23 protein-coding genes are annotated in these 26,947 nt (G+C 63.3%); 7 read left to right on the top strand and 16 right to left on the bottom strand.

The genetic code is table 11. The features are described 5' to 3' along the window. The first annotated feature begins 34 nt into the window (after nucleotides 1–34). From ASD63_RS08950 to ASD63_RS36575, 3 genes are all read left to right on the top strand, one after another. The gene (locus tag ASD63_RS08950; RefSeq protein WP_060529056.1) at nucleotides 35–1,297 is read left to right on the top strand and encodes an efflux RND transporter periplasmic adaptor subunit; all 1,263 of its coding nucleotides are present in this window, start codon (nucleotides 35–37) and stop codon (nucleotides 1,295–1,297) included. Next, nucleotides 1,294–4,473: an efflux RND transporter permease subunit gene (locus tag ASD63_RS08945; RefSeq protein ID WP_060529055.1), complete on the top strand. Its 3,180-nt coding sequence runs from the start codon at nucleotides 1,294–1,296 to the stop codon at nucleotides 4,471–4,473. Before ASD63_RS08950 ends, ASD63_RS08945 begins: the two co-directional genes overlap by 4 nt. 405 nt (nucleotides 4,474–4,878) lie before the next feature. Further along, nucleotides 4,879–5,001 (top strand): hypothetical protein, encoded by a 123-nt coding sequence (locus ASD63_RS36575; RefSeq protein ID WP_255380984.1) that lies wholly within the window; start codon nucleotides 4,879–4,881, stop codon nucleotides 4,999–5,001. 53 nt (nucleotides 5,002–5,054) lie between these two features. On the opposite strand, the gene ASD63_RS08940 is transcribed toward ASD63_RS36575, so the two are convergent. After that, nucleotides 5,055–5,321, bottom strand: a complete 267-nt coding sequence (locus ASD63_RS08940) for a hypothetical protein (protein ID WP_143106266.1) — start codon at nucleotides 5,319–5,321, stop codon at nucleotides 5,055–5,057. A gap of 328 nt (nucleotides 5,322–5,649) precedes the next feature. Further along, nucleotides 5,650–6,540 carry a LysR family transcriptional regulator gene (locus ASD63_RS08935; RefSeq protein WP_060529053.1) on the bottom strand — a complete coding sequence of 297 codons (891 nt, stop codon included), beginning with the start codon at nucleotides 6,538–6,540 and terminating at the stop codon, nucleotides 5,650–5,652. 98 nt (nucleotides 6,541–6,638) lie between these two features. Here ASD63_RS08935 and ASD63_RS08930 point away from each other — a divergent pair, with 98 nt between their 5' ends. After that, entirely contained in the window at nucleotides 6,639–7,388 is a 750-nt protein-coding gene (locus ASD63_RS08930; protein ID WP_060529052.1) for a sulfite exporter TauE/SafE family protein, read from the top strand. Nucleotides 7,389–7,550: 162 nt separating this feature from the next. Here ASD63_RS08930 and ASD63_RS08925 read toward each other — a convergent pair whose 3' ends face one another. Together ASD63_RS08925 and ASD63_RS08920 are read right to left on the bottom strand one after the other, a co-directional pair. Beyond that, nucleotides 7,551–7,883: a multidrug efflux SMR transporter gene (locus tag ASD63_RS08925; protein WP_060529051.1), complete on the bottom strand. Its 333-nt coding sequence runs from the start codon at nucleotides 7,881–7,883 to the stop codon at nucleotides 7,551–7,553. 42 nt (nucleotides 7,884–7,925) lie between these two features. Next, nucleotides 7,926–8,849, bottom strand: coding sequence for a DMT family transporter (locus tag ASD63_RS08920; protein WP_060529050.1), 924 nt, complete (start codon nucleotides 8,847–8,849; stop codon nucleotides 7,926–7,928). A gap of 392 nt (nucleotides 8,850–9,241) precedes the next feature. Here ASD63_RS08920 and ASD63_RS08915 point away from each other — a divergent pair, with 392 nt between their 5' ends. Beyond that, on the top strand, nucleotides 9,242–10,159 hold the full coding sequence (locus tag ASD63_RS08915) for a LysR family transcriptional regulator (protein WP_060529049.1): 918 nt from the start codon (nucleotides 9,242–9,244) through the stop codon (nucleotides 10,157–10,159). Between the two features lie 421 nt (nucleotides 10,160–10,580). Here ASD63_RS08915 and ASD63_RS08905 read toward each other — a convergent pair whose 3' ends face one another. The 7 genes from ASD63_RS08905 to nirK form a co-directional block, all read right to left on the bottom strand. Further along, nucleotides 10,581–12,173: a TolC family protein gene (locus ASD63_RS08905; protein WP_082572820.1), complete on the bottom strand. Its 1,593-nt coding sequence runs from the start codon at nucleotides 12,171–12,173 to the stop codon at nucleotides 10,581–10,583. Then, nucleotides 12,170–14,230: an FUSC family protein gene (locus ASD63_RS08900; protein WP_060529046.1), complete on the bottom strand. Its 2,061-nt coding sequence runs from the start codon at nucleotides 14,228–14,230 to the stop codon at nucleotides 12,170–12,172. The genes ASD63_RS08905 and ASD63_RS08900 overlap by 4 nt, the downstream gene beginning before the upstream one ends. Then, nucleotides 14,208–15,272 (bottom strand): multidrug transporter subunit MdtN, encoded by a 1,065-nt coding sequence (mdtN, locus tag ASD63_RS08895; RefSeq protein ID WP_060529045.1) that lies wholly within the window; start codon nucleotides 15,270–15,272, stop codon nucleotides 14,208–14,210. Before mdtN ends, ASD63_RS08900 begins: the two co-directional genes overlap by 23 nt. Next, entirely contained in the window at nucleotides 15,269–15,583 is a 315-nt protein-coding gene (locus tag ASD63_RS08890; protein WP_234824515.1) for a YtcA family lipoprotein, read from the bottom strand. Before ASD63_RS08890 ends, mdtN begins: the two co-directional genes overlap by 4 nt. A gap of 184 nt (nucleotides 15,584–15,767) precedes the next feature. After that, nucleotides 15,768–16,466 (bottom strand): Crp/Fnr family transcriptional regulator, encoded by a 699-nt coding sequence (locus ASD63_RS08885; RefSeq protein ID WP_034790556.1) that lies wholly within the window; start codon nucleotides 16,464–16,466, stop codon nucleotides 15,768–15,770. Nucleotides 16,467–16,590: 124 nt separating this feature from the next. Next, the gene (locus ASD63_RS08880) at nucleotides 16,591–17,508 is read right to left on the bottom strand and encodes a formylglycine-generating enzyme family protein (RefSeq protein WP_060529043.1); all 918 of its coding nucleotides are present in this window, start codon (nucleotides 17,506–17,508) and stop codon (nucleotides 16,591–16,593) included. A gap of 102 nt (nucleotides 17,509–17,610) precedes the next feature. Further along, on the bottom strand, nucleotides 17,611–18,747 hold the full coding sequence (nirK, locus tag ASD63_RS08875) for a copper-containing nitrite reductase (protein WP_034790564.1): 1,137 nt from the start codon (nucleotides 18,745–18,747) through the stop codon (nucleotides 17,611–17,613). A gap of 338 nt (nucleotides 18,748–19,085) precedes the next feature. Between nirK and ASD63_RS08870 the strand changes: the two genes are divergently transcribed. Beyond that, nucleotides 19,086–20,309, top strand: coding sequence for an NnrS family protein (locus ASD63_RS08870; protein WP_060529042.1), 1,224 nt, complete (start codon nucleotides 19,086–19,088; stop codon nucleotides 20,307–20,309). A gap of 68 nt (nucleotides 20,310–20,377) precedes the next feature. Here the strand turns inward: ASD63_RS08870 and ASD63_RS08865 are convergent, their stop codons facing one another. The 4 genes from ASD63_RS08865 to ASD63_RS08850 form a co-directional block, all read right to left on the bottom strand. Then, nucleotides 20,378–20,704, bottom strand: coding sequence for a metal-sulfur cluster assembly factor (locus tag ASD63_RS08865; protein ID WP_034790566.1), 327 nt, complete (start codon nucleotides 20,702–20,704; stop codon nucleotides 20,378–20,380). Next, nucleotides 20,691–21,221 (bottom strand): DUF2249 domain-containing protein, encoded by a 531-nt coding sequence (locus ASD63_RS08860; RefSeq protein ID WP_034790568.1) that lies wholly within the window; start codon nucleotides 21,219–21,221, stop codon nucleotides 20,691–20,693. Before ASD63_RS08860 ends, ASD63_RS08865 begins: the two co-directional genes overlap by 14 nt. Then, entirely contained in the window at nucleotides 21,202–22,581 is a 1,380-nt protein-coding gene (locus tag ASD63_RS08855; RefSeq protein ID WP_060529041.1) for a hypothetical protein, read from the bottom strand. Before ASD63_RS08855 ends, ASD63_RS08860 begins: the two co-directional genes overlap by 20 nt. A gap of 135 nt (nucleotides 22,582–22,716) precedes the next feature. Next, nucleotides 22,717–22,995 (bottom strand): DUF2249 domain-containing protein, encoded by a 279-nt coding sequence (locus ASD63_RS08850; RefSeq protein ID WP_034790571.1) that lies wholly within the window; start codon nucleotides 22,993–22,995, stop codon nucleotides 22,717–22,719. A gap of 224 nt (nucleotides 22,996–23,219) precedes the next feature. Here ASD63_RS08850 and hemN point away from each other — a divergent pair, with 224 nt between their 5' ends. After that, the gene (gene hemN, locus ASD63_RS08845) at nucleotides 23,220–24,572 is read left to right on the top strand and encodes an oxygen-independent coproporphyrinogen III oxidase (protein ID WP_060529040.1); all 1,353 of its coding nucleotides are present in this window, start codon (nucleotides 23,220–23,222) and stop codon (nucleotides 24,570–24,572) included. Between the two features lie 472 nt (nucleotides 24,573–25,044). On the opposite strand, the gene ASD63_RS08840 is transcribed toward hemN, so the two are convergent. Then, complete coding sequence (locus ASD63_RS08840; protein WP_060521136.1) at nucleotides 25,045–26,946, bottom strand: nitric oxide reductase activation protein NorD; 1,902 nt, start codon at nucleotides 26,944–26,946, stop codon at nucleotides 25,045–25,047. Nucleotide 26,947: the final 1 nt, after the last annotated feature.

The raw sequence follows: 26,947 nt of genomic DNA, 5'->3' as shown, positions 1-26,947 counted from the left end.
GCCGCAAGCGTGAACAAAATGAAGGTGAACGAGAATGAGTAAAAAGGCCGCCGCCCTGTTCCTAGCCGGTATCGCAACCGTTGGAGGGCTTGCGCTTGCCGACGGCGATGGAATGGGAACCTTCGCCAGCGGGCTTCTTGGGCTTGCCTCCTCGACCAGTGCGTCGGAGGCAGTCGCGGCGACCGGAACCACGGGTGCGCCCATGCCCAAGGTTCCGGTCGCCGAGGTCATCACGCGCGAGGTTGCGCCAGCCGTAGAGTTCACGGGCCACTTCGAGGCGGCAAAATCCGTTGAACTGCGTCCGCGTGTCGGCGGCGCCATCGACAGGGTGAGTGTTCCCGAAGGCGCTCTCGTCAAACCGGAACAGGTCCTGTTCCAGATAGATCCGCGACCGTTCCAAGTCGCCCTGGACGCCGCCAAGGCGCGGTTGAAACAGGCGATCGTTCTGCTCGATCACGCCGACATCGCGTTCCAGCGCGCCAAATCCCTGGCTCCGAACGGGACCGTGTCGCGCAAGACCTATGACGATGCCGAGGCAGTGCGGCGCCAACGGCAGGCCGAGGTCGAAATCGCCAAGGCGGCAGTGGCTGCGGCAGAGCTTGATCTCTCCTTCACGCGCGTCGCAGCCCCGATTGGCGGGCGGGTCGATCGTGTCCGGGTGACCGAGGGCAACCTTGTTTCAGGCGGCAATGCGGGTGCCGGCACGCTCCTCACCACCATCGTCTCGACGGACCCGCTCTACGTCTACTTCGACATCGACGAAGCGACGTTTCTCGATTTTGGCGGGCGAGCGCGTCCTGACAAGGGAGAAGGCGGAACCGAGAAGTTGCCGGTCGGGATTGGCCTCATGACGGATGCCGGTTTCCCCCATGCCGGTGTGCTCGACTTCATCAGCAACCAGGTCGAACGCAGCACCGGCACGATCCGGGCCCGCGCGATCGTCCGGAATCCGGATGGACTGCTGGCCCCGGGCCTCTTTGCTCGGGTGAACCTTGTGACGGCCCAGCCAGCCCGCACCGTTCTGATCGACGATCAGGCGATCGGTACCGACCAGGGTCGCCGCTATGTGCTGACGCTGGGCTCGGGGAACAAGGCCGAGTACCGGCCGATCGAACTCGGTCCGATGATCGACGGCTTGCGTGTCGTCGCAAGCGGTCTCAGGCCGGGTGAGAAGATCATTCTCAAGGGTCTCGTGCGCCCTGGTATGGAGGTTGACCCGCAGACGGTTTCGATGGTGTCGGGCGAGGCGGCCGAAGGTGACTTAGCGGCCGCCGCTTCGCAGGAGGCGCGTCGATGAACATTCCACGCTTTTTTGTCGACCGCCCCATCTTTGCGGTCGTTCTCTCCGTATTGATGCTGATCGGCGGTGGCCTGACCCTCCTAAAGCTGCCGCTCAGCGAATATCCCCAGGTGACGCCGCCGACCGTGCAGGTGACCGCAAGCTATCCGGGTGCCAGCCCCGAAGTGATCGCCGAAACGGTGGCGGCTCCGCTGGAGCAGGTGATCAACGGCGTCGAGAACATGCTCTACATGAGCTCGCAGGCCGCAACCGACGGGCGCATGACGCTGACGGTGACCTTTCAGCAGGGCACCGATCCCGACATGGCGCAGATCCAGGTTCAGAACCGGGTTTCGCGCGCGCTTCCGCGTCTGCCGCAGGAAGTTCAGCGCATCGGTGTCGTGACGCAGAAGACCTCGCCCGACATCCTGATGGTCGTGCATCTGGTTTCGCCCGATGACCGCTACGATCCTCTCTACCTATCGAACTTCGCGACGCTGCAGGTCCGCGACCAGCTCGCGCGCCTGTCGGGTGTGGGTGACGTGCTCGTCTGGGGAGCCGGCGAATACTCCATGCGGGTCTGGCTCGATCCGGCCAAGGTCGCGGCGCGCGGATTGACCGCTTCCGACGTGGTTGCTGCAATCCAGGAGCAGAACGCTCAGGTGGCCGCCGGCTCCGTCGGCCAGCAACCGGATGCCTCGGCAGCGCTGCAGGTCACGGTCAACACGCTCGGCAGGCTATCCAACGAAGAGCAGTTCGGCGCCATCGTCGTCAAGACCGGCGCCGATGGCCAGGTCACCCGGCTGCGCGACATTGCCCGCATCGAGTTGGGCGCCGACTCCTATGCGCTGCGCAGTCTTCTTGACGGCAAGCCGGCGCTGGCGCTGCAGATCATCCAAAGCCCCGGCGCCAACGCGCTCGACGTGGCGAGCTCCATTCGCGCCACGATGGAAGACCTGCAGAAAGGCTTTCCTGAGGGCATAGAGTATCGCATCGCCTACGATCCCACCGTCTTCGTGAAGGCCTCGCTGGAGGCCGTGGTGATGACGCTACTTGAAGCGATCGTGCTGGTCGTCATCGTGGTCGTGCTTTTTCTTCAGACCTGGCGCGCGTCGATCATCCCGCTGGTTGCCGTGCCGATCTCCTTGGTCGGCACATTCGCGCTGATGTACATGTTCGGCTTTTCGCTCAACACGCTGTCGCTGTTCGGCCTGGTGCTCTCGATCGGGATCGTGGTCGACGACGCGATCGTCGTCGTAGAAAACGTCGAGCGTCACATCGCGCTTGGCGAAACGCCGAAGGAAGCGGCGCGCAAGGCCATGGACGAGGTGACCGGGCCGATCATAGCGATCACGTCCGTGCTCTCGGCCGTGTTCATTCCGTCAGCGTTCCTATCCGGCCTGCAAGGCGAGTTCTATCGTCAGTTCGCCTTGACGATCGCAATCTCGACGATCCTGTCCGCGGTCAACTCCCTCACCCTTTCCCCGGCACTTGCAGGCGTGCTTCTGAAGCCACACCACGGCGAAGTGAAGCGCGATCTCCTGACGCGCGTGATAGACGGCCTGTTCGGCTGGTTCTTCCGGCTCTTCAACCGGTTCTTCGAGCGCGCTTCGAACGCCTATGTCTGGTCCGTGCGCCGCGCCGTCAGGTTCAGCGCACTCGTCCTTCTCGTTTACGCCGGCCTGGTCGCCACGACATGGCTGGGCTTCCAGACCGTGCCGAACGGCTTTGTCCCGGCGCAGGACAAATACTACCTGGTCGGCATCGCCCAATTGCCGACGGGAGCCTCGCTTGACCGGACCGAGGCGGTCGTCAAGAGGATGTCGGAGATAGCCCTCGCGGAACCGGGCGTCGAAAGCGTCGTCGCTTTTCCGGGGCTTTCGGTCAACGGCATGGTCAATATTCCCAATGCCGCTGTCATCTTCACGATGTTGAAGCCCTTCGACGAACGGAAGGATCCCTCCTTGTCCGCATTCGCGATCGCAGGTCGCCTGATGGGTAAGTTCAGCCAGATACCCGACGGTTTTGCCGGCATCTTCCCGCCGCCGCCCGTCCCGGGTCTCGGTACGACCGGCGGTTTCAAGTTCCAGGTCGAGGACAGGGCCGGTCTCGGCTTTGCGGCGCTCGCCGAAGCGCAGGGCGCGATCATGGGCAAGGCGATGCAGACGCCGGAGCTTGCCGGCATGCTTGCAAGCTTTCAGGTGAATGCGCCGCAGGTGCAGGTGGACATCGACCGGGTGAAAGCCAAGTCTCAAGGGGTGCCGCTCAACACCATCTTCGAAACGCTGCAGGTCAACCTCGGTTCTCTCTACGCCAACGATTTCAACCGCTTCGGCCGGACCTATCGCGTGGTGGTCCAGGCAGACGCGCCATTCCGCATGCAGCCGGAAGACATTGGCCGGCTGAAGGTGCGCAACGCGGCGGGCGCGATGATACCTTTGTCGGCGCTGTTGACGGTCAAGCACAGTTCGGGACCGGATCGCGTCATGCATTACAACAGCTTCCCGTCGGCCGATATCAGCGGCGGCCCGGCGCCCGGCTATTCGTTCGGCCAAGCAACCGCAGCCATAGAACGGATTGCGGCGGAGACGCTGCCACCCGGCATGACCTTCGAATGGACGGATCTCGCCTATCAGGAAAAGCAGGCCGGAAACACGGCGATGTACATTTTCCCTCTGTCTGTCCTGCTGGCGTTTCTCATTCTCGCCGCCCAGTACAACAGCTGGTCTTTGCCGTTCGCCGTGTTGCTGATCGCGCCTATGGCGCTGCTTTCCGCAATCGCAGGCGTCTGGTTTACGGGCGGAGACAACAACATCTTCACGCAGATTGGCTTTGTTGTTCTCGTGGGGCTCGCGGCCAAGAATGCGATCCTGATCGTCGAGTTCGCGCGAGCGAAAGAGGATGAAGGCGCCGACCCTCTGTCCGCCGTGCTCGAGGCGGCCCGCCTTCGGCTCAGACCGATCCTGATGACGTCGCTTGCCTTTATCGCAGGCGTCGTTCCGCTGGTGATTGCAACAGGTGCAGGCGCAGAGATGCGCCACGTCATGGGCATCGCCGTCTTTGCCGGCATGCTCGGCGTTACCTTGTTCGGCCTCGTATTGACACCGGTGTTCTATGTCCTGGTGCGGAAGTTGGCGATCCGGCGGGAAAAAGGCCGAATCCCTGAAGGGGCGTCGCTGGCACAGCGAGCCTAAACCAACCATAACCATCGCACGCGGTCATGTCGGGAAGCCAGATGGCCACGTGCGATGCCTCCCGTCCGAAGGCAAATCCGATCGGCCTGGCGAACTGAGCGCAAGTGCAAATAGTCGTCAGGTTTGCCGGCTAGGGCGCACCTGGTTTCCAGTCGCAAACCGCAGGGCTCACGCAAACGTGCAAGGACGTGACCGGCAAAGGATTGCATCGGGTCGAAACCCTGCTAACACCCGGCTCCTCAAGCACCGCGTTGGAAGATCAGCAAGCGGTCGACGTCGGAATTTCGAGTGGGCGCTGCTTTGCCTGGCGCTCTTCGTTGATCCCGACCGAGCTGTCTCCCATATGCGACGAGCCCGGCCTCTCCTCCCGGCGGGCTCGACAACAACGACCCAGGAAGAATAAAAATGAACAATAATGGACGCCTATCGGGCAACTCCTTCGCTGCGCATAACCTGCGCGATCGCCTGGCGGCCGACGGTCTAGCCTATCTTGTCGCGCTGATGCCCGTATTCCTGTTGCTCTGCTAAGCTCGACTGCCGCGTTTCAGGACGCCTGTCGTGGACGCGCTCCGTTCGCGGCCTCAAAGCCACCTTCGGCGCAAGAAAGATCCCCATTCGGCTTCAATTCTCAGCTTTCGGAGGCGATCGCCGCTTGTGACGTGCGCGGCGTAGGAATTGGTAAAGGTGACGAGCAGGATGCGCGCCATCTTCGGATCCCCTTCGGTTCGCTCAAGTTTGTCGGCGATCTCTCGGTAGAGAGCTTCGCTCGACGTGGGCTCGGCGATACGCCGTTCCGCCATCTCTAGCATCCGTTCGACAAAGGCGAGATCGATCACATAGGCCGGCATCGATTTTCCGATCATGATGATGCCCCGCTGCCTGCAGAAGAGGTCCGGCATGGTGTCTCGTGCGTTGGAACGCACGGGCGGTCCGTCTGAGAGAAGGTGGGAGTCCGGGGCGTGTCCTGTCCTGTTCGGAAAAGTATCATGCTCCATCTCCTTCTCACGCTATAGGCCCGGAAAGGATCGGGCCGAACGATATCCCTATGGGAGCCCAACCGCCAAAGGCGCGAAGAGTTCCAAGGGAAAATCAATCTTTGCGATCAAAGGCCGCCTTCGCGCGACGACGCCAAACGCATGGAACGGAGCGCGTGAGGCTACCGGCGCGTTTCTAAGGTCAATGCGAACCGCTCGAGCCCAGATGCTCGAACAGGTCTCGCGCCGGCGGGGACAGTTCCTCTTCCGCGCGCACGCATACGGACAGCCGCCGCGTCGCCCAGTCATCAGCAAGGCGCACGAACGCGGTCTTGGCAGATCTGCCGCCGCGCCGTGCCGCCGTCTCCGGCATGATGGCAAGGCCGACACCCGCCGAAACCATGTGACACATGCCTTCGAAGCTACGCATGCGCGAGCGCATCTTCAGCGTCAGCCCCAATCTCCGAGCTTGTGCATCGATATGGCTCTGCAATGCGCCATCTGCCAAGCCGACGAAAGGCTGGTCCGCAATGTCGGCGAAGAGTGCTCGCCTGCGTGCCGCGAATACGTGATCGCGTGGGATGACGACGACGAGCCGGTCGACGGCAAAGGGACGCAGTTGCAGGCCGCCAGTATCGACCGCGTCCGAAAGAATGCCGATCTCCACGAGGTCGGCGGCGACGGCTCTCGCAATCTCGATGCTTTGCCGTTCCTTCAGATCGACGTCGATCCGCGGATGCGCCGTCATCCAGGCGCCGAGCCGCTGTGGCAGAAACTCTGTGAGTGCGGCCGTGTTCACCGCAAGCCGGATTGTTGCTCGAAGGCCATCGGCGTGTTCACCAAGCTCGCCGCGCATCCGCGCCATCTGGCGCAGGATCAGCCGGGCGTGATGCGCGAGCGCTTCTCCGGCCGGTGTCGGCTGCACCCCGCGGCGACCACGTTCGAGCAGTTTGACTTTGCCGATCATCTCCAGGTCGCGCAGACGTTCACTTGCCGCCGGCAACGAAAGCCCGGCATCCGCAGCACCATGGGTCATGCTGCCGGCATCCACCACGGCAAGAAACAGACGAAGGTCGATAAGATCGAAACGCATGCAAAGGAGGCTAACGGAAAAACAGCCTTCGGACCAGCCGAAGTCTGACTGCGGATGATCCGCATTGTGCCCATGCGGGTATACGCTATGCCGATGGCATGCTCGATCTTGCTCCGTCCCTCGTCGTTGCGATTGCCGCAACTTTCTTCGCCGCCGGCATCCTCAAGGGCGTCACCGGCATGGGATTGCCGACCCTGGCGATGGGCGTGCTCGGTACGCTCATCTCTCCACTTGCGGCCGCCAGCCTGTTGATTGCCCCGTCCTTCGTGACAAATGTCTGGCAGCTTCTCGCGGGCCCGAGCTTCGGCGCGCTTGCGCTCCGGCTTTGGCCGATGATGCTGGCGGTCGTTCTTGGCACGCTCAGCGGTTCTTCGGTGCTTGCCGGTGGCAGCACCGCGCTCACGACGGGCGCACTTGGTGCGGCCCTCTTTCTCTACGCCGCCTTCACGCTCTTTGCGCGCCAGCTTCGCGTTCCGGCGAAGTGGGAGCCGTGGCTGTCTCCCGTGGTCGGCGCGGCAACCGGGATCGTCACGGGCGCAACCGGCGTCTTCGTCATCCCGGCCGTGCCCTATCTGCAGGCGCTAGGTCTTGAACGGGACGAACTGGTGCAGGCGCTCGGCCTCTCCTTCACCGTCTCCACAGTCGCCCTCACCGCCGGGCTCGTCTGGCGGGGCGCTTTCGAGGCCGACAATCTGCTCTTCTCCGGCCTCGCGATTGCGCCGTCGCTCGCTGGCATGTGGGCGGGGCAAGTCGTTCGCAACCGTGTCGACCCGCCCGTATTCCGGCGCTGGTTCCTCATCAGTCTGCTCGTCCTCGGCGCCGAAATGCTTGCGCGGCCGCTTCTGTAAAGGCGATTGCCTATCTAGTGGGGCGGCGAACTGTCGTGACGAGATGCTGGCGCCGTACCATACACGATGCCGGTCGGCCGGCTGACGTTCTCAAGAACTTTGTTAAGGAACATCGATCAATATATTGAAGAAACTATGTTTTAATGCCGACACCGGCGGAATTCAGGCCGGCACGACCTTCAGCGCGATGACGCCGCCGGCGATCACCAGCATTGCGGTTGCCCGCGAGACTGTGATGGTTTCTCCGAAGAGCAGCACACCGCAGAGCACGGAACCGACGGCGCCGATGCCGGTCCAGACCGCGTAGGCTGTTCCGAGCGGCAAGGTCTTGAGCGCCTGAGTGAGCAGGGACAGAAAGATCACCAAGGCAACGATCGAGACCAGCGTCCAGGACAGGCGGCTGTAACCGTTCGAGAACTTGGTGCTGACGGCCCAGGCGACGTCTGCAACGCCGGATAGAACGAGGTAGATCCAGGCAAGCGATGTGGATGACATGGCAATTCTCCGGCGTTCGGCAGATCGCGATCGGTTGCGGCTTCAGACGAGTTTAATAACGGCGACACCGGCCAACAGCAGCACCACGCCGCCCAGGCGTAGCCCCGACACGGACCTCTGCGGCAGACGGAACCAGCCATAGCGATCGACGAAGACGCTTGCGACCTGCTGGCCGGCCACGGTGAGACCAACCGCCGCGGCCGCACCAATCGCTGGGATTGCGGTAAAGACCGTGGTGACATAGGTCGCTCCGGCGAAACCACCGAGCCAACCCCACCAGGGCATCGTCTGCACGCCGGTGATGTTGGGACGGGATGTCTTTTGCCCGGCGAGCACCAGAAGCATCACCGCGGCCATGGCGAGCGTGGCGACGAGAAACGAGATCGCACCCACCGCGAACGGCGCACCCCCGAGATCATGGCGCAGGAGCGCATTGACGGCGCCCTGGACCGGGAGCACGGCCCCTGCCATCAGCGCAAGGGCAATCCAGCCAAGCCGGTCGGCTTTAACATTGTCTTTTCCGCCTTGCCCGAACACCACCATAGCAACCCCGAGGAGCACGACGAGCGTGCCAACGGCGGCCCCGACCCGCAGTCCCGTCGGCGGAACGCCCAGCAGGCCGAAACTATCGAGCGTCAGGGAGGCCAGCATCTGTCCGGCGATGAACAATCCGACGGAAACGACGGCGCCAAGGCGGGGGAAGAGAACGATGGTCGAGACGACATAGACGGCTGAGGCGGTGCCTCCGACGAGATGCCACCACTTGACCGCGGGGATTGCACCAAGCGCGGCGATTGTTCCCGTCAGGAGGGTGACGAGAAGCAGCAGACCGGTACCAATCGCGAGCTGAAGTGTGGTCGCCGCAAAAGGCGATCCGACAGCTTTGGAAAGTTGTGCGTTGGCACCCGCCTGGACAGCGAGCAGACCACCCGCAAACAAGGCCAATGGGACGAACAGGGTCTCCATGAAGGGACCTCCTTGACGAGAGTGAGTTGAAAATGGAGGAAGGGTTGGTCAGGTGGACGCGCTCTGGTGCGCCCGGACCTGAGGAAGGTGCGGGACGGTCGAGTGATCACTCGTCTCAGGCACCAGATCGCTGAAGAATGGGATCATCTTGCGTCGCTCCACCGATCGGCCCATCCGATCGTGACACCATCTTTAGACGGTGCTCGGTTGCAGAGCGATCTGTCGTTTCGCCTACTGCCTCTGCATATTTGCACAGCCGCTTCAATGACGGTACCACAGCGAATAAGGCGTTTGACCGTGGAGCTTGATTGCGCAGAGCGATTGACAATACGCGGTGATAGCGGTGCAAATTCGCTCATCCGATGAACAACCTGTCTTAGGTTTGCCCAATCATGCACAGCCATCACCGTATCGACTGGGAAGACCTCCGCTTCGTTCTGGCAGTCGCAGAGGCGAACTCCCTTGCTGCTGCTGCCCGGGCGCTTGGCGTCAATCACACAACAGTGTTAAGGCGTGTCGGGTCGTTCGAACAGAAGCTCGGGGTCCGGCTGTTTGACCGCCTCCCGTCCGGCTACATGCTCACCGCCGGCGGCGAGGAGCTGCTAGCCGTGGCCCGGCAGATGGCTGAAACGGTCACGGAGCTCGAGCGCCGCTTGACGGGTCAGGATCTGCGGCTCGAGGGTAGCCTGCGGATTACCACCACGGATACGCTGATGGCGTCCATCCTGCCGTCGATCCTGGCGGATTTCCGTCAACGCCATCCCGGCGTCCTGCTCGAGGTCAGCACCTCGAATGCGCTCGCAAACCTCTCGCATCGCGACGCGGACGTTGCCATCCGCCCCGCGGTCGATTCACCGGATGCATTGGTCGGTCGCCGGATCGCGAAGGTCGCTTTCGCCGTCTATGCGGCGCCGTCCTATCTCGACGTGCGGGAGCTGACAGCCGCCACGCTGGACATTGCACGGGAGCACTGGATCGGGCTTGGCGACGCGCTTGCGTCCACGAGCGTGGCACGATGGATGCGCGCGACGCTCGTGGCACCCGCGGTCTTGCGTTGCGATTCGCTGGTCACGGCCCGCGAGGCGGCAAAGGCCGGCATCGGTCTTGCGGCCCTGCCCTGTTATCTCGGAGACACGACGCCCGGTCTCATCCGCATCGGCCCACCGGTCGCCGATATGACGAGAGAGCTTTGGCTTCTCACACACGAGGATCTGCGGCGCACGGCCCGCGTCAGCGCCTTCACCGAATTTGTTCGCCAGGCGCTCGCGAAACATCGGCCGCTCCTCGAAGGCAACAAGCCCTCAACTTAGAAGTTCCCCCGGGAACGGCCAATGCGGACGGAGCGCTTAAGATCGCTTTAAATCCAGTTGATCAGGGACACGTCAGATGCCAAGCTCAGTTTGCGAAACCTATCCCGGAATATGCGAAAAAAGCCGCCTGAAGTATCCGCGGCCACCCCGCCTCCTGCGTGCTGCCAACCAGAACCTCCGAGGTGCGCCACGGCCGATATCGTTCGCGCCGGTAGCCATTTCACTGACCGTTGAAAGCGAAAGCGCTTCGGCAATCCGGATCGGATCGGCTATCTCGATGCTGGGATTGGTCGTTCTTGCCGCGTACGCCGGGACGACGGCCGTTGCAGGCATTCTTGCCGGCGGATTCGATGGACTGTTGATCGAGGCGTCGTCGAACCTCTGGTGAGTTCGGCACTGGGCGACCCGTCGCCTCAGGCCGTCAGAAGCGATTGACCGCATTGCGGTTCGTCAACGTTCCCGTTGCAAAAGCAAGGCTTGCCGCGGCGACAAGCGTGTCGCTGTAGGCGGTCGCCTTTGCGACTTTCGCCTGGAGCAACGCCGTCTGCGCGATGCTGACATCGGTGATCGTGCCCAGGCCCTGCTTGTAGTAGTCGACCGCAGCATCGTAGGTCGTCTGAGCGGCCGTCGTCAGCTCGCTTGCGGCCGCATAGCCGGCCAGGCTGGTGCGCAGCAGATCATAGGCGACGACGACTTCCCGCGCCGCACTGTTTTGCAACTGCGCCATCTCCTGCTCGGCAGCGCCGACCTGCGCCATCGCCGACTGCAACCGCGCGTCGCGCAGCCCGCCATCGTAAATCGGGAAGCTCAGGCCGATCATCAGGTTGGCGTTCGGCTGGTTGACGCGGATCGTCGAGCGCTGGTCGAAACGGGTGTCTTCGACGCTGAGCGAGCCGATATTGCGGTTCACGTTGCCCACCAGCGCGACCTTCGGCATGAACTCCGCGCGGGCGGCCGCAATACCGTTCTTGTCGGCCTGCAGGCGGGCAAAAGCCGCCTGCACATCCGGGCGACGCTGGAGCGATGTCGCAATCAGCCGGTTGAGGTCCTCGGGCACAGCCTTCGGCAGAGCACGATTGCTGCCGTCGGCGATTCGGATCTCGAGCGTTGGCGAGACCCCGACCGCTTCGAGAAGCGTCATATAGGCATTGCGCTCGTGCCCTTGCGATTGGGTCAGGTTGAAGCGCGCCTGCGCCACTTGCTGGTTTGCCTGCGCGACTTCGATCGATGTGGCGATGCCGCGACCCATGCGCGCCTTGGCGGCTGCCTGGACAAGCTCGGCATTCTGCACCGTCTGGCGGGCGATCTTCAGCTGAACACGCGCCGCCGTCAGGACGAAATAGGCGTTGGAAACATCGAAGATCAGCTTCTGGTGCGTACCGTTGAAGGTCACGTTTGCAGCAAACGCCAATTGCGTTGCCGCCTCTCTCCCCGCATCCCGCCCGCCGAAATCGAGAAGCAGCCACTTGACCGTAAGGGATGGAATGAACTGCGCGCCAGTTGTCGTCAGCGTGCCCGGGGCGATCGGTATGGGACCGCCGATGCCGGGCGCAGTCGCCGACGTCTGCTCAAGACCGGCGAGTACATCGGCCGTCAGGAGAGGCAGGTACACCGCTTCGGTGATGCCGACGGCAATCGCCGCCTGCCGGGCGCGCTGCCAGGCGGCACGCGTGATCGGATTGGTTCGCTGGGCAATATCGACCAGTTCCGGCAAGCTGTAATCGTGTTTCGGATCGATCGACGGCGTCGCGATCGTAATCGGGATCTCAGGGTTCGGCGCGAGAGAGAAATCCGGCGCGCCGGCACTCACCTTCGAGGCGTCCTTGGTGCCCGCTCCCGAAACGGCCGGCCGGTCGGCGCTCGGTGGCGCCAGATCATCGAGTGCCGCGGACGTGCAGGCTGCCGGGATCGACAATGCGCCAAGGAGAAGAGAGCCTTGGGCAGCACGGCACATGCTTCGGCAAAGGGCGATCACCCCTACCGAAACCCACCTCGCCCCCGCAGAAACCATCATTCCAAGGCATCCCCCGCTGCCAGCCGCCGAACCACAGTCTCGATCTTCTCGTAGAGTGCAAGCCTCCAGGCGAGCTCGTCGCGAATTCGCCGGGGAAAACCTCCGGCATGCATGCTTGCCTTCCGGGCGCGGGCGAGACGCGCTTTCAGCCGCCGAAGCGCCAGGGCCAGATCCGCACTGGGCTTCGGCCGGTGCCATGCCTCTAATCCCTCGGCCTGATCGTTCAGCCATTGCGCCACCGCGTGTTCATAGCCGAGAACCGCGCGCTTCAGCGGCGCCGGCGCGCCCCGCAACGGACCGAAGGCCCGGTCGTGTTCGCGCAATTCGACGATGGGGGCGGCCAGTTCCTGCAGGCTGAGGGCAATGCGCTCCGTCGTCCGGGCATCGATGTCTCCCCGTCGCACGTTTGCAGGCTCGAAACGTAGCAGTTCACTCTGGCGCAATGCGCCAGAGACACCGCTGATCAGGTCGGCATAGTCGCCGGTGGGGCCGCCGCGACGCGCTAACAGATCGGCAAGCGTGGCACCGCTCGTGGCAAGGCTCTTGCGTATTCCCTGCCCGATGCCGACCGGCCAGATCGTCGAGAAAACGACCGAAACGACGATGTTGCCGAAGACGATGCCGATGATGCGATCCCGCGCCTCGTTGAGATCCAGACTCGGGCCGAAGCCGTGCAGCACGACGAGAAAAAAGCAGAGCGCCATCTGCCAGCCGATATAGGAAATGCGCTCCGAGCCGACGGAGATCCATGCCGCAATGAGGCTGACCGCACCGACAAGAAAGGCGAGCTGGCCGATATCCGTCATGTGCGGCACGAGCCAGATCGTCGAGCCAATCGCCACGGCGCCGCCAAAGAGGCAGCCCGTCAGCCGCAGTGCCAGCTTGTGCATGGTCTCGCCCGTCGTTCCAAGCGCTACCATGAAACAGGTGATCAGGGCGGTGTGGATCGCAAACCAATCGAGGGCCGTGTAGGTGATGTAGGTGATCATCACCGCAAGCAGAGCCTTCAGCGCGAACTGCGTGTAGAGCGGATTGCTGAAAGCATCCGGCAGAAAGAACCCTTCCTTATGCGCATCTGACACCGGCCCGGGCGGGTCTGCCCCCGATAAGATATCGACGATCCTTTCGACCTGATGCGCCGGGAGGGCATCACCGGCTTCAAAGGCGCGAAAATCGGGTGAGCTTAGCAGCGTCTGTTCCGGCGGCTTCCGCCTGCGGATCGCTTCGGCAATGCGGCGAAGAACCTCCGGCGCCGCAGCGTTTTCCCGCGGCCTTCGTTCATCAAGCGATAGGGCGAGTGCCAGCGTCAGCAAATCATAGGACGCGTCCGTCGCCGCCTGCATGCGCGGCACGTCGTGCTTGTCCATCAACGCCAGAAGCTTTGAGAACCCGGCATATTTCTTGAGCTCGCCATTGCCTTCGGCCAGCAACGTCGCAGCCACGCGTTTCGCCGCGTGGTCTCCACTGGACAGGAGCTGGCCCGCCACCTCCAACCGCTCGGCGATCGCCGAGCGTAGCCGTCGCGCCGGGCTGTGGCCGGTGATGAGATGGATCGCGATCAGGTAGACCACCGGGAAGAACACGACCACCCACATCCAAGCGAGCCCTCGGATCAGCAGTTCCGGGATCGGCACGATATCGTAGAGCGTCATGACGAAGGCAAAGACCATGGCGACCGTACCGATCGGCGGCCCGGCACGGCTTGCCTGCGTCAGGTACATGCCGCCGAAGGTAAAAAAGGCGACAAGTGCCAGGCGCAGTGCCGGTTCGTCCGCCACCACCATCAGGCAGACGATGGCCAGCAGAATTCCGATCGTCGCCCCGACAAGCAAGCCGATGGCGATCAGGATGCCGGAGCCGGCATCAGCTCTGAACGCGAAGAAGACGAGATAACAGGAGATCGCCGCTTCGGGGACCCGCAGCGCCATCGCCGTTACAGCAACCAGCGTGGTGGCCAGCGCCATGCGCAGGGAAAGGTCCAGCCGGCCCGGATAGGGTTGCAATTCGTCCCAGAGGATCGACGTGTAGCGGACGCTACTTCGCGGCTGGAACAGCATCGGCGTCGTTATGCGCGGGCCCGATGACGACGACGGCGGAGGCGCCGACGCGCATCAGGTCCTCCGGCGGATTTTCAAGCCGCACATGCACGGGAAAGCGCTTGGCGACCCTCACCCAATTCAGCGAGTTGGAAACGATCGGTATGCCGAGGATCGTGGCGGAGTCTTCCGAACGCACGCCCCAGCCGACACCCTCGACCGTGCCGGAAATACGGCGCTCCGGATCCGCCATCACGAAGACATCGGCGCGGCTGCCGATGGCGATCGCCTTGAGATCTGTTTCGCGGAAGAAAGCGACGGTTTCCCATTCGGCGGTATCGATCAGAGTGAACAGCGTTTCGGCGGGAACCACGACCTTGCCGACCGTCGTGCGCAAGCCGACGATCTTGCCGTCGAAGGGCGCCCGCACGACGGTGTTCTCCAGGTCCCGCTCGGTAAGTGCTACCGTCGCGCGTGCGACATCCGCCTGGGCTTTACGGGTGTCGAGGGTACCGATCACCCGGTTGGCTCCGTGGGCCGACTGCAACGCCTGAGCAAGGCTGACTTCGGCGTCTTTGACGGCGGTTCGCGCCTCGTCAACTTGCTGCGCCGTCACGAAGCGCTTCGGCAAGAGCGGCTCCAGCCGTTCCTGTGTCTGGCGCGCAAGCAAGACATTGTTCTGAGCACGGGCAATCTGCCGGTCCGCAACGTCGGCATTGGCGCGCTCGAGATCGAGATTGCGCTCTCCCTGCGCCACTTCCGACTGCGTCGCCTTCAGTTCGGCCTGCGCCTGTTCGAGACGCAGGCGATAGGGTTCCGGATCGAGGCGGAAGAGCACGTCGCCCTTCTTCACGCTCGCATTGTTACGCACCTCGACGGAGATTATCCGGCCCGGGACGCTCGCGGCGATCGCAACCGTCGGCGCATCGATTTCAGCGACGTCCGTGCGCGGGCTGCGATCGACCTGCCAGAAGGTAAAATAGACTGCAACGGCCGCACTGGCGATGATGAGCGGGCCGAGAGTGCGTGCAACTGCACGCCGGAAGACGTCACCGGCACTCAATGCGGCGCTCCGCCAAAGGCCAGAAACCAGTAGACGATGCTGGTGGTGAGCGCGAGCGAAAGGTAGACGAGAAGCGGCACGGGCAGGTGTTCGTCGATACCGGCGTGGACGAGGATCAGCCTTGCGACAACCGTGGTGACGATACCAAGCCCGGCACAAAGCAGCCAGGCTGGAAAGTAGGACCCAAACACCACGATCGAAGGGGCAAGCGGATCCCGGGCACACCCCGCGGCCGTCAGCATCCCCACCGATAAAAGTGCGCGCCCGATCGTCCACCGCCGGCGGCCGGCACGCATGCTAAGTCGAACCACACCATCCCCCGTGTCATGGCCATTGTCATGCAATTGCCGATACTGGTGAATTACGCGAGCCGATTCAACCATTCATGGACCTGCATCACCAGGGTTCGAGAAACGACCGGTCGTTGAGGGGCTGGTGATCTGTCGTTCTTGGGACGGACGGCCTCGCCCCATGTAGAGGCAATCAAGGGTCGGGCTAGTTGTCGGCGCGCTCCGCCAGGCGCCGCAGCCCGGGAATGTCCTTCAGCGTCAGCTTCTGCCGTCCGCCGACGACCAGACCCTGCCCCTCCCAGGCGCTGAGGATGCGCGAAACCGTGTGCAGCGTTGTCCCGGTCATCTCGGCGATATCCTGGCGTGAGATCGGAAAGTCGATGCGGATGCCGCCGCTTTCGGGTTTACCAGCCTGTTCGGCGAGCCGGAGCACCGTGTGCGCGACGCGGCGCTCGACCTCTTCGGTCGACATCTCGCGGATACGGGTATGCGCCTCGTCGAGCCGCTGGCCGATGGTGTGGAGGGCATTGACCGCAAGGTGAGGATTTTTCTCGACGAAGATGTTCCAGAGCTCCGTCGGCCAGGCGAGAACCAGGCTTTCGGTCGCCGCCGTTGCGGTGCCCGGATAGTCGCTGCGCTGGAGCGCTCGGGCAAAACCGAAGAGATCGCCGGGATTGACGACCCGCACGATGATCTGCTGCCCGTCCTTGGTGACCTGGGTCACCTTCAGCCGGCCATTCAGCAGCAGGAAGAAGAAATCGGCCGTCGCCCCCTGTTCGAACACGGCTTCGTTCTGCGGCACGCGCCGCACCGTGGCGCGCGTCAGCAGCGTGTCCAGTTCCGGGTCGCTCATCTTCTGAAACAGGGGAAGCGATTTGACGAGTGTGCGATCGAGTGCAGCCACGTTGGCCCTATATCCTGCCGATTTGAAATTGCCTTTGCTCTAGCATAGTGCCGGGTCCTGCAAAAGGACCCGGCATTTATGCCCGAGCGACGGTTTTCCCAGCAATTTCATCGGCCGTCTCATCTCAGCCCGCACCGTGGAGCCGCCGTTCAAAGGTATAGAGGTAGCCCGAATACCAGCGGCCGTCGCGCACGAGCCGGAAACCGAGATTATCGGGCGGCACGCCGACGGCGCAGCCGCCGCTTTTCGGATCCCGGATGAAGAAGCTCATCGACGCCCGGTGCTTGCCGTTGACGACAAAGATGCCGCAAGCGGGAGCCTCCTTCAGCACCTCGCCGTCGTCGCCGAGGGTGACGCGGCGGTGGCAGGTCTCGGTCCATTCCCAGACATTGCCGTCGAGATCGGCAACCCCATACTCGTTCTCACCGAAGGCGCCCGTGGGCAGAGGCATCGGGTTCTTCGCCCTCTGCCGGCTGGATTCGCGCTCGTAGTCCGCAAGCCAGCGCAGCGCCGGATTGTCCTTGGTGCCGTCGATCCCCAGCGCATCGTCGGGGAATTTGGACCCGGCGGCAAACGCCCATTGCTGGTCGGTCGGAAGGCGCCAGACCTCGCCGGTCTTCTTGGTCAGCCATGCCGCATAGTCGGTCGCGTCCGTGTAGTTGACCCCGGTCATCGGCACACCCGACAGGCCGGCGCCATGGCCGCCCTCCGGCTGCTGGCAGCCGCCATCGGCGACGCAGCGCTCGTAGTCGTCGCGCGTCACCTGATACTTCATGATCTCGAGCGGCTGCTTGATAGCTGCCACCACGATCGGCGCGTCGACGGCAAAACCGTTCTTCAGGAAGTGTCCCTCCGCCCGATAGCTCATCTGTCGCGGCGCGATCGTCACGGTCACCGGCGGCCTGATCGACGGATCGATGCCGTCCTTGAGATCGTCGAACAGCCCCACCTTCGCCGAAAGTACGCCGCCGATTGCCGCCAAAAGGACGACCGGTGCTGCTAGCGAGAGGAGCGAAACCGCAGTTTTCTTGGTGGTGGGCATGGAAGGTCTCCGGGGGAAGTGGCACGCGCCGGCAAGCGCGTGCCTTTGTTCGCGCGTGGGGTCGCTGTGAGCGCGGCCCCACGATCATCCGCTGTCACCCGGCTACATCGACGCCGGCTTGACGACCGATGTCATCAGGTCGTCGTTCCATTCGCCGGTCACCTTGAAGTGGCCGGCGGCACCCAGCTCGAACGCCTCGATCAGGTTGTGGTTGACGTAGGCGTACACACCCGGCTGGCGGAAGGTGTAGAAGGCAGCGCCGGCGGTTCCGCCCGGAATGAGCCAGGTTTCCTGGTCGAGATCCGGCGGGTTGCGGAACTTGCCGGTCGCCCAGACATAGTCACCATGCCCGCCGATCAGGTGCGGCCGCGTATCGCGGTTGGCCTGCGAATGGACGACGAGCACACGCTCGCCCACGGCCGCAGTCAAAGCATGGTCGCCGGTCAGCGCGCCGACCGCACCGTTGAAGACGATGTGGGTCGGGGTCAGCGTGCGCATCGCCTTGACAGCATCTTCATAGGCTTCGCCGGGGGTTTCGTACTTCTTGTAGTTCCCGGCCTCGTCCTTCGGCACGTAGAAGTCCTGCTCGCCGACATAGTAGATCTTGTCGTACGTCAGCGGCTGGCCCTTCTCGTCCTTCAGTCCGTCGCGCGGCAGCACCATGATGGCGCCGTTCATGCCCGATGTGACGTGCCAGGGCACCATGCCCTCCGGCGCGCAATGGTAGACGAAGACTCCGGGCTTGGTCGCCTTGAAACGAAGCGTGGTTTCCTCGCCCGGGTTCACTTGGGTCAGCGCCCCGCCGCCGAGCGCACCGGTTGCGGCGTGAAAGTCGATGTTGTGCAGCAACGTGTTGGTGTCAGGGTTGATCAGCCGCAGTTCGACATAGTCGTTCTCATGCACCACCATCAGCGGACCAGGCACCGAACCGTTGAAGGTCATCGCGTGGATCTCGGTGCCCTCGCGGTCGATCACCAGCTTCTTTTCCTCGATCGTCATGGTGAACTCGACGACGCGCGGTCCGGTCTTGGCGACCTGGTCATGGGCGTGCACGAAAGGCGGCTTGACGAGGTCGACCTTCACGCGAGGCAGGGTCGAGATATCGACGGGGGCAGCACCGGCTGCCGCGGCAGCGCCAGCGGCATGCGCCTGAGCGGTGTGGAGAAGCGGCGCAACCGCGCCCGCCAGGGCAGCGCCGGCAAGCATCGTCCGGCGGGTCATCTGAAGTTGTTCAGTCATCTTGCTCTCCTTCGGCGCGTTCCAGCGGCCGGGATTGGCCTTCTGCGAAACGCACCTGTATTCAACGAGTTAGGGTGGGCGGCGCCGACTTGGGCGGCCTCACCTCCGGTCTCGACCACCGGTCCCCCAGCAGTCACTAGAGAAGTAGAACCACAGACGAATCTCGTCTTTGTCTTGGAACAAATCGTTGGGAGGAGATCGCTTTTCTTTACGCCTTGCGACGTCGGTGGTCCGACCGGGCAGCGATACTTGCGTTTTCGCAAAGAGGGCCTTCGAACCCATTGATAGATCAAGCCTCATCCGCAAGTCCGCAAGGACGCACGACGAGGACCACGACCATGTTGGACAGATTGATAAGACCGAAACCGAGCGGCGGCATTCCGCGCGGACTCTCGACCACCGGCCCGGTGCTCTTCTCCTATGGCTTTCGGCCGTTCTTCCTCGCAGCCGCCCTCTGGGCGATCGGCGCCATGGCGCTGTGGATCGCCGCACTGATTCTCGGATTAGACCTAGCCGGCGACTACGGTGCCGCCCATTGGCACGCGCATGAGATGCTGTTTGGCTTTTCCTCCGCCGTTCTCGGCGGCTTTCTGTTGACGGCGATCCCGAACTGGACGGGAAGGCTGCCGGTTTCCGGCCGACCGCTCGCTGCCCTCTTCGGGCTCTGGGTCATTGGTCGGGTTGCTCTCCTGTCGAGTGGTATCATCGGCTTACCCGTCGCAGCCGCTGTCGAGGCGCTGTTTCTGCCGGTGCTGTTGCTGATCTGCGCGCGCGAGGTGATCGTCGGTCGCAAGTGGAAGGACCTCAAGGTGATCGGCGGGCTCATAATTTTGTCGGCCGCCAATATCTGGTTCCACCTCTCGGTCCTCGGCAATCTCGATGTCGACGCCGCAGCGCGGCTGGCGATCGGGGCCTACACGATGCTGATCATGATCGTCGGCGGACGCATCGTGCCGAGCTTCACTCGCAACTGGCTGAACAAGGTTGGCCGCACCGATTTCCCCGTGCCCTACAACAGGTTCGACACCGCGGCGATCCTGATCGGCGTTGCAGCGCTCGGTGCCTGGACCTTCGCGCCCGTTCACATCGTCACCGCAGCGATTGCGGTGATCGCGTGCGCCTTTCATACGGTACGGTTGCTGCGCTGGCACGGATCACCGACCTGGCCGGAGAAGCTGCTCTTCGTTCTGCACGCGGCTTACGCCTTCGTGCCGCTCGGCTTCCTGGCGATATCGGCCGGCGCGATCGAGCTCCTCAGCGACTACCCGGTCATGCATGTGCTGACCGTCGGCGTGATCGCCTTCATGATGCTCGCCGTGATGACGCGCGCCACTCGCGGCCATACCGGGCGGCCGCTGGTGGGATCGGCACTCACCAGCGCCTCCTATGTCGCGATCGCGGGCGCCGCGCTAATCCGGCCGCTCGCCGAGGTGCTGCCGGAGCATTATCATCACCTGATCGCGCTCTCGGGTGTATTGTGGATCGCGGCCTTTGTGCTGTTCACGCTCGAATACGGACCGATGCTGGTGCGCGAGCGCCGCTCGCCGCGCGCCTCACCCTGACCGCACGTCGATACCCAACGCAAAAGGCGCCGCAGATGCGGCGCCTTTTCTTTTCTAGAAGGCTGGTCCTAGAAGATGCTGCCGTGGCCAAGTTCCAACGCGCCGTCGGCGATCATGTCAGGCGTCCACGGCGGCTCGTACGTCAGCCGGACCTCGGCATATTCGACACCCGGCACATACCAGACGCAGTTCTGCACCGCTTCCTTGAGGAAGGCGGTCGCCGGGCAGCCCTTGATCGTCGTCGTCATGGTGACGCGGGCAATGCCGCCCTCCTGAACGTCGATGTCATAGATCAGGCCGAGATCGACGACGTTCTTGCCCATTTCGGGGTCGATGATGATGCGCAAGGCATCGCGGATCCTCGCCTCGAGGTCCAGGGTTTCAGGCGCCGACATGGGAGCGCCTCCCACCGATGCGGATGAGGATCCGGTAGGTCTCGCCGGTCGCATCGAAATTGCCGGCCCATTTGTGGCCGCGCTTGGCGAGCTCCGGATAAAGGAACAGCGGTTCGCGCGCGAGCAAGGCGAACAGAACCTCGCCTTCGGCCATCTTCTCGGCCGCTGCCAGAATGCGCACCATAGGCTCCGGCGGATCGAGCTCCGTCAGGTCGAGCTGGCGGCTCGGGTCGGGCCAGGCGTCGAGATCCGTTTCGCTGACCGAAAGCCTGATCCCCTCGACCTCGCCTTCGGGCGTAAACAGAACCTCCCAGTCGCCATTGTCGAGCGGGCGGTCCTGATGGGTGAAGCCGCGACCCGCCATGACGCTGAAGAGCGGAACGGGCCGGAAGGTCGCGATCAGCTTCAGCGCCTGGCCCGGCGCCAGGCTGTCGACTGCATTCATGATGGCCTGGAACGGGTCGCTGCCGCCGCGCAAGTGCGGTCGGACGTCGAGTTCATAAGGATCTTGGCTCATGGGAACCTCCGTGAGGAAAAGATGGCAGAAACAGGCCTGGTCGAACAAGTCCATCAGGCAATCGAAGTTCGGCCGGAACGTTGATCAGTCGCCGTGTTCGCACGAACTCCAGGATGAGCGCATTGACGGCAATCAACTGGCCGAGGCTTGCAAAACGAAAAATAGGCGCGCTGCCGATCAGGAGGGCGAGCGAGCCAACCGCGACCGTCAGATAAAAGAGCCGGAACCAGCGAAGGGCGGACGTTTCGCTGACGAGGTCCTGGACCCTCGGGGTCGGCATGCGCCCAAGCGCCGGCCCGTAACATTCGAGCCAGGTCATGAACGGCACGATCTTGTAGAGCTGGGCGAGCCCCATGCCCGTCAGCCATCCAAAGGTGGCGAGATAAATAACGGCGCCGATAGCCTCATCAAGGCGGCCGGCCGAGAGCAGCGCGACGAAGAGTATAGCCGCGGCGACCAGTGACACGAAGGCGCCGATGCTGGCGCGGCTGTTGAGTTCGATCGCCTTGCGCCGGCGCTCCCGATAGATACGCAGGATATCGCCGACATAGATCGCGACCACGGCCGCGCCGGAACCGACGGCAAGGAGGAAAAGCGGCGAGCGACCAACGGTGCCCACGAGAATGACGGGCACTGCGGCCGCCAGAACGCTGAGGCAAAAGGCACCAAGCATGAAGACAACACGGCTGCTTGTCCGCTCTTTGTCTGGCGACAGCATGAACATGGTCAAAAGTCGATAGCTGACGCCCATGGTGGTGAAGCTCAACCAGCCGCAGAGGCCGAGGGAGGCATGAAGCGAGAGACCATCGACGGTGAGGTCGATCGCGCCCGCCGCGTCGATCAGGCCCGAGAGCACGCCAGCATAGACGCCGCCGAGCAGCATCGTGCCGAAGAGAGCGGCAAGGCCGACCGCGACGAAGCGGGCCGGTAGTGGCAGGGGGCGTGCATGCCAAAGCGTGACCGCGAAGGAAAAGCCCAGCACCGAAAAGCCAACAATCGAGAAAGCGGCGCCAAGAGGAAGCAGCGTCACGGGAACATCGATCGCACCGGAAAGACCGACGAAGCCGAGGGTCAGGGTGGTGATGCCGCCAATAAGTATCAGGAGCGCCGGCAGGGCGACGCTCGGCAAGGACAGCGGCTGGCCGACGAGAACAGGCACGAATTGCAGCAATGCGCCGGTCATCAGCAGGCTTAGCCAACCGAGAGCGACAATATGGACGAGCGCCAGCGTTTCAGGCGCCTCAAGGGCTAAGACCGGATAACCAAAGCCGAGAACCATCATGGTCTCGCCAAGGACGAGGAAAATCAGCGCGGCCGCGAAATAGGACATGGTCCAGCGGGATAGCGTGGCTGCGAACATGGTGGTTCAACCCTTGGATCACGATGGCTCTGGTCGAGCCGAACAAGCGTGATCGATTCTGCTAAGTGGGAGCGGGATGAGAGCGGAAAATGACGCACGCTTTTTCTCACCCCGCTCTTGAAGGACACCAGGGGCTCAGTGCCCGCCGCAGCAGCAGTCACAGCCGGAGGACTGTTGCCGACCGATCTCGACTCGCCATACCTCCGGCCCCTGCTCGAGGTATTCCCAGGTGAATTCGCCCGGATAGCGGGTTTCCAGCTGGTAGTGCAGTGGACGCGGATCGTGGTCGTTAACGATGATGAAGGCGCCACCCTCGGCAAGCGCGTTCAACATGCCGAAGATTTTCGGATGGCGTTCTACCGGCGGGATCGTCCGCACATCGATAAAGGGCTTGTCGGTCTCTGCAATGGTCATGGTTGTCCGCTTCTGAGCGCCGTGGTTTGATGATGATCCGGGAAGCGCCGGCGCACACGCCCCGGATTTCCGCAACCTAGCGACAGCGCCGCCGCGACATTTTGTCGAAGCGCAAACAAATCTCGCTTTGGCCTCGACCAACCCCATCCTTGACTTTTCGCAAAGAGGTGCCTGCCGGCGCGGCCTACAAAAGCTGTATCCATCGCCACCCAGATGAGGACGAAATGTTAGCTTCCGCGCTCCTGAAATACGGTGAAATGCGCCTGCCGCGCTACACGAGTTACCCGACTGCACCGCGCTTTGCCGCTGATGTCGACGATCACACCTACGGCGACTGGCTGAAGGCGATCCCCGAGGGGCAGAACGTGTCGCTCTACCTGCACATCCCCTTCTGTCGTTCCATGTGCTGGTACTGTGGCTGCCACACGACGATCACCAAGAAGGACGACCCGATCCTCGACTATCTCGATGTACTCCGAGACGAGATCCGCATGGTCGCCGATACCATTGGCCAGCCGCTTCCGGTCTCGGAGGTACATTTTGGCGGCGGCACGCCGACGATCATCGAGCCAAGTGAATTCCTTGCGCTGATGACGTTGATGGGCGAGCGCTTCGCGCTGTCACCATCGGCCAATGTCGCCGTCGAGATCGATCCGCGCCGGCTGACGCTTGCCATGGCCGAGGCACTCGGCGAAGGCGGCGTTAGGCGTGCCAGCCTCGGCGTGCAGAGCTTCGATCCCGTCGTGCAGAAGGCGATCAACCGCATCCAGAGCGAGAAGCAGACGGCCGAAGCCGTCGACCATCTGCGCGGCGCGGGCATCGGTGGCATCAATTTCGACCTGATCTACGGCCTGCCGCATCAGACGGTGCGCTCCTGCGTCGAGACGGTCGAAGCGGCCGCGGCGATGCGACCGGAACGGTTCGCGGTTTTCGGTTACGCCCATGTGCCGAGCTTCAAGAAGCACCAGCGCATGATCGACGAGAACGCGCTGCCCGACAGTGCCGCCCGCGCCGAACAGGCGATGGCGATCAGCGAAGCGTTGGTCAAAGCCGGCTACCGCCAGATCGGCCTCGATCATTTTGCGCTTCCTGACGACGATCTCGTCACCGCCCAGGAGGCTGGGCAGCTCCGCCGCAACTTCCAGGGCTATACGACCGACACTTGCGAAACGCTGATCGGTTTCGGCGCCTCGGCAATCGGCCGCTCGCGCGACGGTTATGTCCAGAACGAGGTGCCCCCCGGCGTCTATGCAAGCCGCATCGCATCGGGACGGCTCGCAACCACCAAGGGCTACCGACTGACCGACGAGGACCGTTTGCGCGCCGCGATCATCGAGCGGCTGATGTGCGATTTCAGCGCGGATATGTCCGCAATCGCCGCAGCGCATGGCCGGGACTGGCAATCGTTCGTCGACAGCAATAGCAAACTGGCCGAACTGCGAAAGGATAGCGTGATCGATATCGCTGATGGCGTCATCACTGTGCATCCCGAGCACCGCTTCGTCATCCGCGCGGTGGCGGCGGCCTTCGATGCCTATATCGACGAGCCCCAGAGGGTGCACAGCAAGGCGGCTTGAGTGCGCTGATCGCCGGGAAGGTTTGATATTGCGAGCCTTCCCGGCGCAATCACGCCGGCAAAGCGTCATCCGTCTCTTCCGTCATGCTCGGGCACGACCCGAGCACTTCGTTGTTTTGTGCCACGAAATACGTTCGGATGCGCCTTGGATCCTCGCCTCAAGGGTGACGATGACGAAGTTTGCGGCAACTGCGCTCACTGAAAACGAGCCGTTTCCAAGCTTGTCGCCGGCAGCCATCGCTGGCAGCTCAGCGATACACTTTGGCAAAACTGCCCATCCAACACGTCATGCCCGGCTTTTTCCGAGCATCGAGACCCAGCCTCCTCCCCCGAGAATAGCCGCGAGCGGATCGGCAAATCCGTCCCGAATGGCCGCGAAACGGCGCACGCGCGGCTGGCAAACGGCTTCCGTTGAATCAAAGAGGCCCGGCGGTTGCCGGGCCTCTTGCTTCTCTCTCGACTTGGGGACCGCCCTACCCCACCAGATTGCGGTAGATCGCCGGCAGTGCCGCCGGCAGCCGCGAGATGTTGCCGACTACGGAATAGCCGTTCTGGCCGAACATGGCGGGCACGTAGGACTTCGCCTCCCGGTCGACCGTGACAGCGAAGGTGTTTATGCCACTGCGCCGTGCCTCCGTGACCGCGCGACGGCTGTCCTCGAGCGCAAAACGCCCCTCGTAGTGATCGATATCGTTGGGCTTGCCATCGGTCAGAACAAGCAAGAGCTTCTTGCGGTTCGGCTGCCGACGAAGCTCGGCCGAGGCATGCCGGATCGCGGCACCGATGCGGGTATAGTAGCCGGGCTTTAGTGCGGCAATGCGCGCTTCGACCAGCGGCCCCATAGCCTCGTTGAAGGCCTTCACGGTTTCCACCCGCACCCAGTCACGCCGCCTTGAGGTGAAGGTCAGGATCGAGTGGTTGTCGCCGCAGGCCGACAGCCCGTGCGCAAGGATGAGCAAAGCTTCTTTTTCCACGTCGAGCACCCGCCGGTTGTCTGACCAGGAATCGGTCGACAGCGACACGTCGACGAGGATCGTCACCGCCAGGTCATGCACCTGCGGCCGACTCATCAGATGGATGCGGTCGCTGCCCTGGCCGCCGGCGGCGAGATCGGTGCGGGCACGCACGACCGCGTCGAGATCGAGATCGGCGCCGTCAAGTTGTGCACGCAGCATCTCGTGCCGCGGGCGCAGCACTTCGAACTGGCGCCGCACCCGGCGGATCAAGCTCCGGCTTTCCTCGGTCAGTTCGCTCCGCTCTTCCTGGGCGGAAGCCGGCATCGCCAGCACGCGGCAATGGTCCTTGAGGTACTGACCGGTCCGGTAGTTCCATTCGGGATAGGTCAGCTCGGCCGTCAGCGGCGTCGGATCGACGGCTTCCGGCGGCAGATCGAGATCGAAGCGGAATCGCGCCGAGGGCCGTCCCTTGCGCTCGCCGAGCGTCATGTCGTCGAGTTCCTCGGCAGCCTTGCTGTCGTGGTCGTCGCTGTCGTCGCCGGGACGGTCGACGTTGACCATCTCGGCCATGGCCAGGATCTTCTCGAAGCGATTGAGGATGAACGGGCTGCGTTCGCCCTTGCGGTTCTCCGGGTTTTCGCGCACCGCCACGTGGCGCTCAACCTCGACACCCTCACTCTGGGTGCCCGCTGTCGCGGCCACATCTTCGTCACGCACGGTCGTGGTTTCGCCCCGCAACAGCGTGTCCGGCCATAGCGGCATCGGCAGCATCGGCAGGTAGCCGGGCGGCGCACGATGTGGGAAGATCACCGGCAGCGTCGTATCTGCCTCGCCTGTGGCCCTGCGCAACAGCCGCAGGATGCGGTTTTCAAGATGCTGCTCGATCGACGGCAGAGCGCCCCGCTTCCGCTCGGCAAGGGTCGCCTCGGCCAGACGCCGATAGCGCCGCCTAAGGCCTGGGAACCGTTGGAAGACGTCCTCGACCGTCTCCAGCGCGCGCGATATCAGCGCCAGGTCACGACGGAGCGGATCGGTCTCGCTGACGGGGTCGACCGGCATCGTCGCCATATAGGCGACGAGCCAGTGATAGAGATCCCGGTTCAGGTCTTTCGTCGGAAAAATGTCGATCTCGCCCGGCAGCATCAAGGACGCGTGGTCGCGCGCCGGCTGGACGAGTTTCTCTTCGCCAAGTCCCATGCGCTGCCGCCACCGCAAGCGATGGGTCGACGTGCGCCCGCGGGCGGGCACGATCTGCACCGCTGGCTCGCCGCCATGTCCGCGAAAGCAAACGCCGAGCACCGGCAGCATGTCGGCGAGCTTCACCGCCTCCTCCGGATAACGCCGCCAGGTTCTGGTGTTGCCGACGAAACGGTGCCAGGCTCGTCCGACGGTTTCTTCGAGCTCGAGGAAATCAAGCATG

The sequence above is a fragment of the Ensifer sp. Root558 genome (genome assembly GCF_001427045.1).
GTDB lineage: Bacteria > Pseudomonadota > Alphaproteobacteria > Rhizobiales > Rhizobiaceae > Ensifer > Ensifer adhaerens.
The sequence above is the reverse complement of the archived record's forward strand: the minus strand, read 5'-3'. Positions and strand labels throughout refer to the sequence as shown.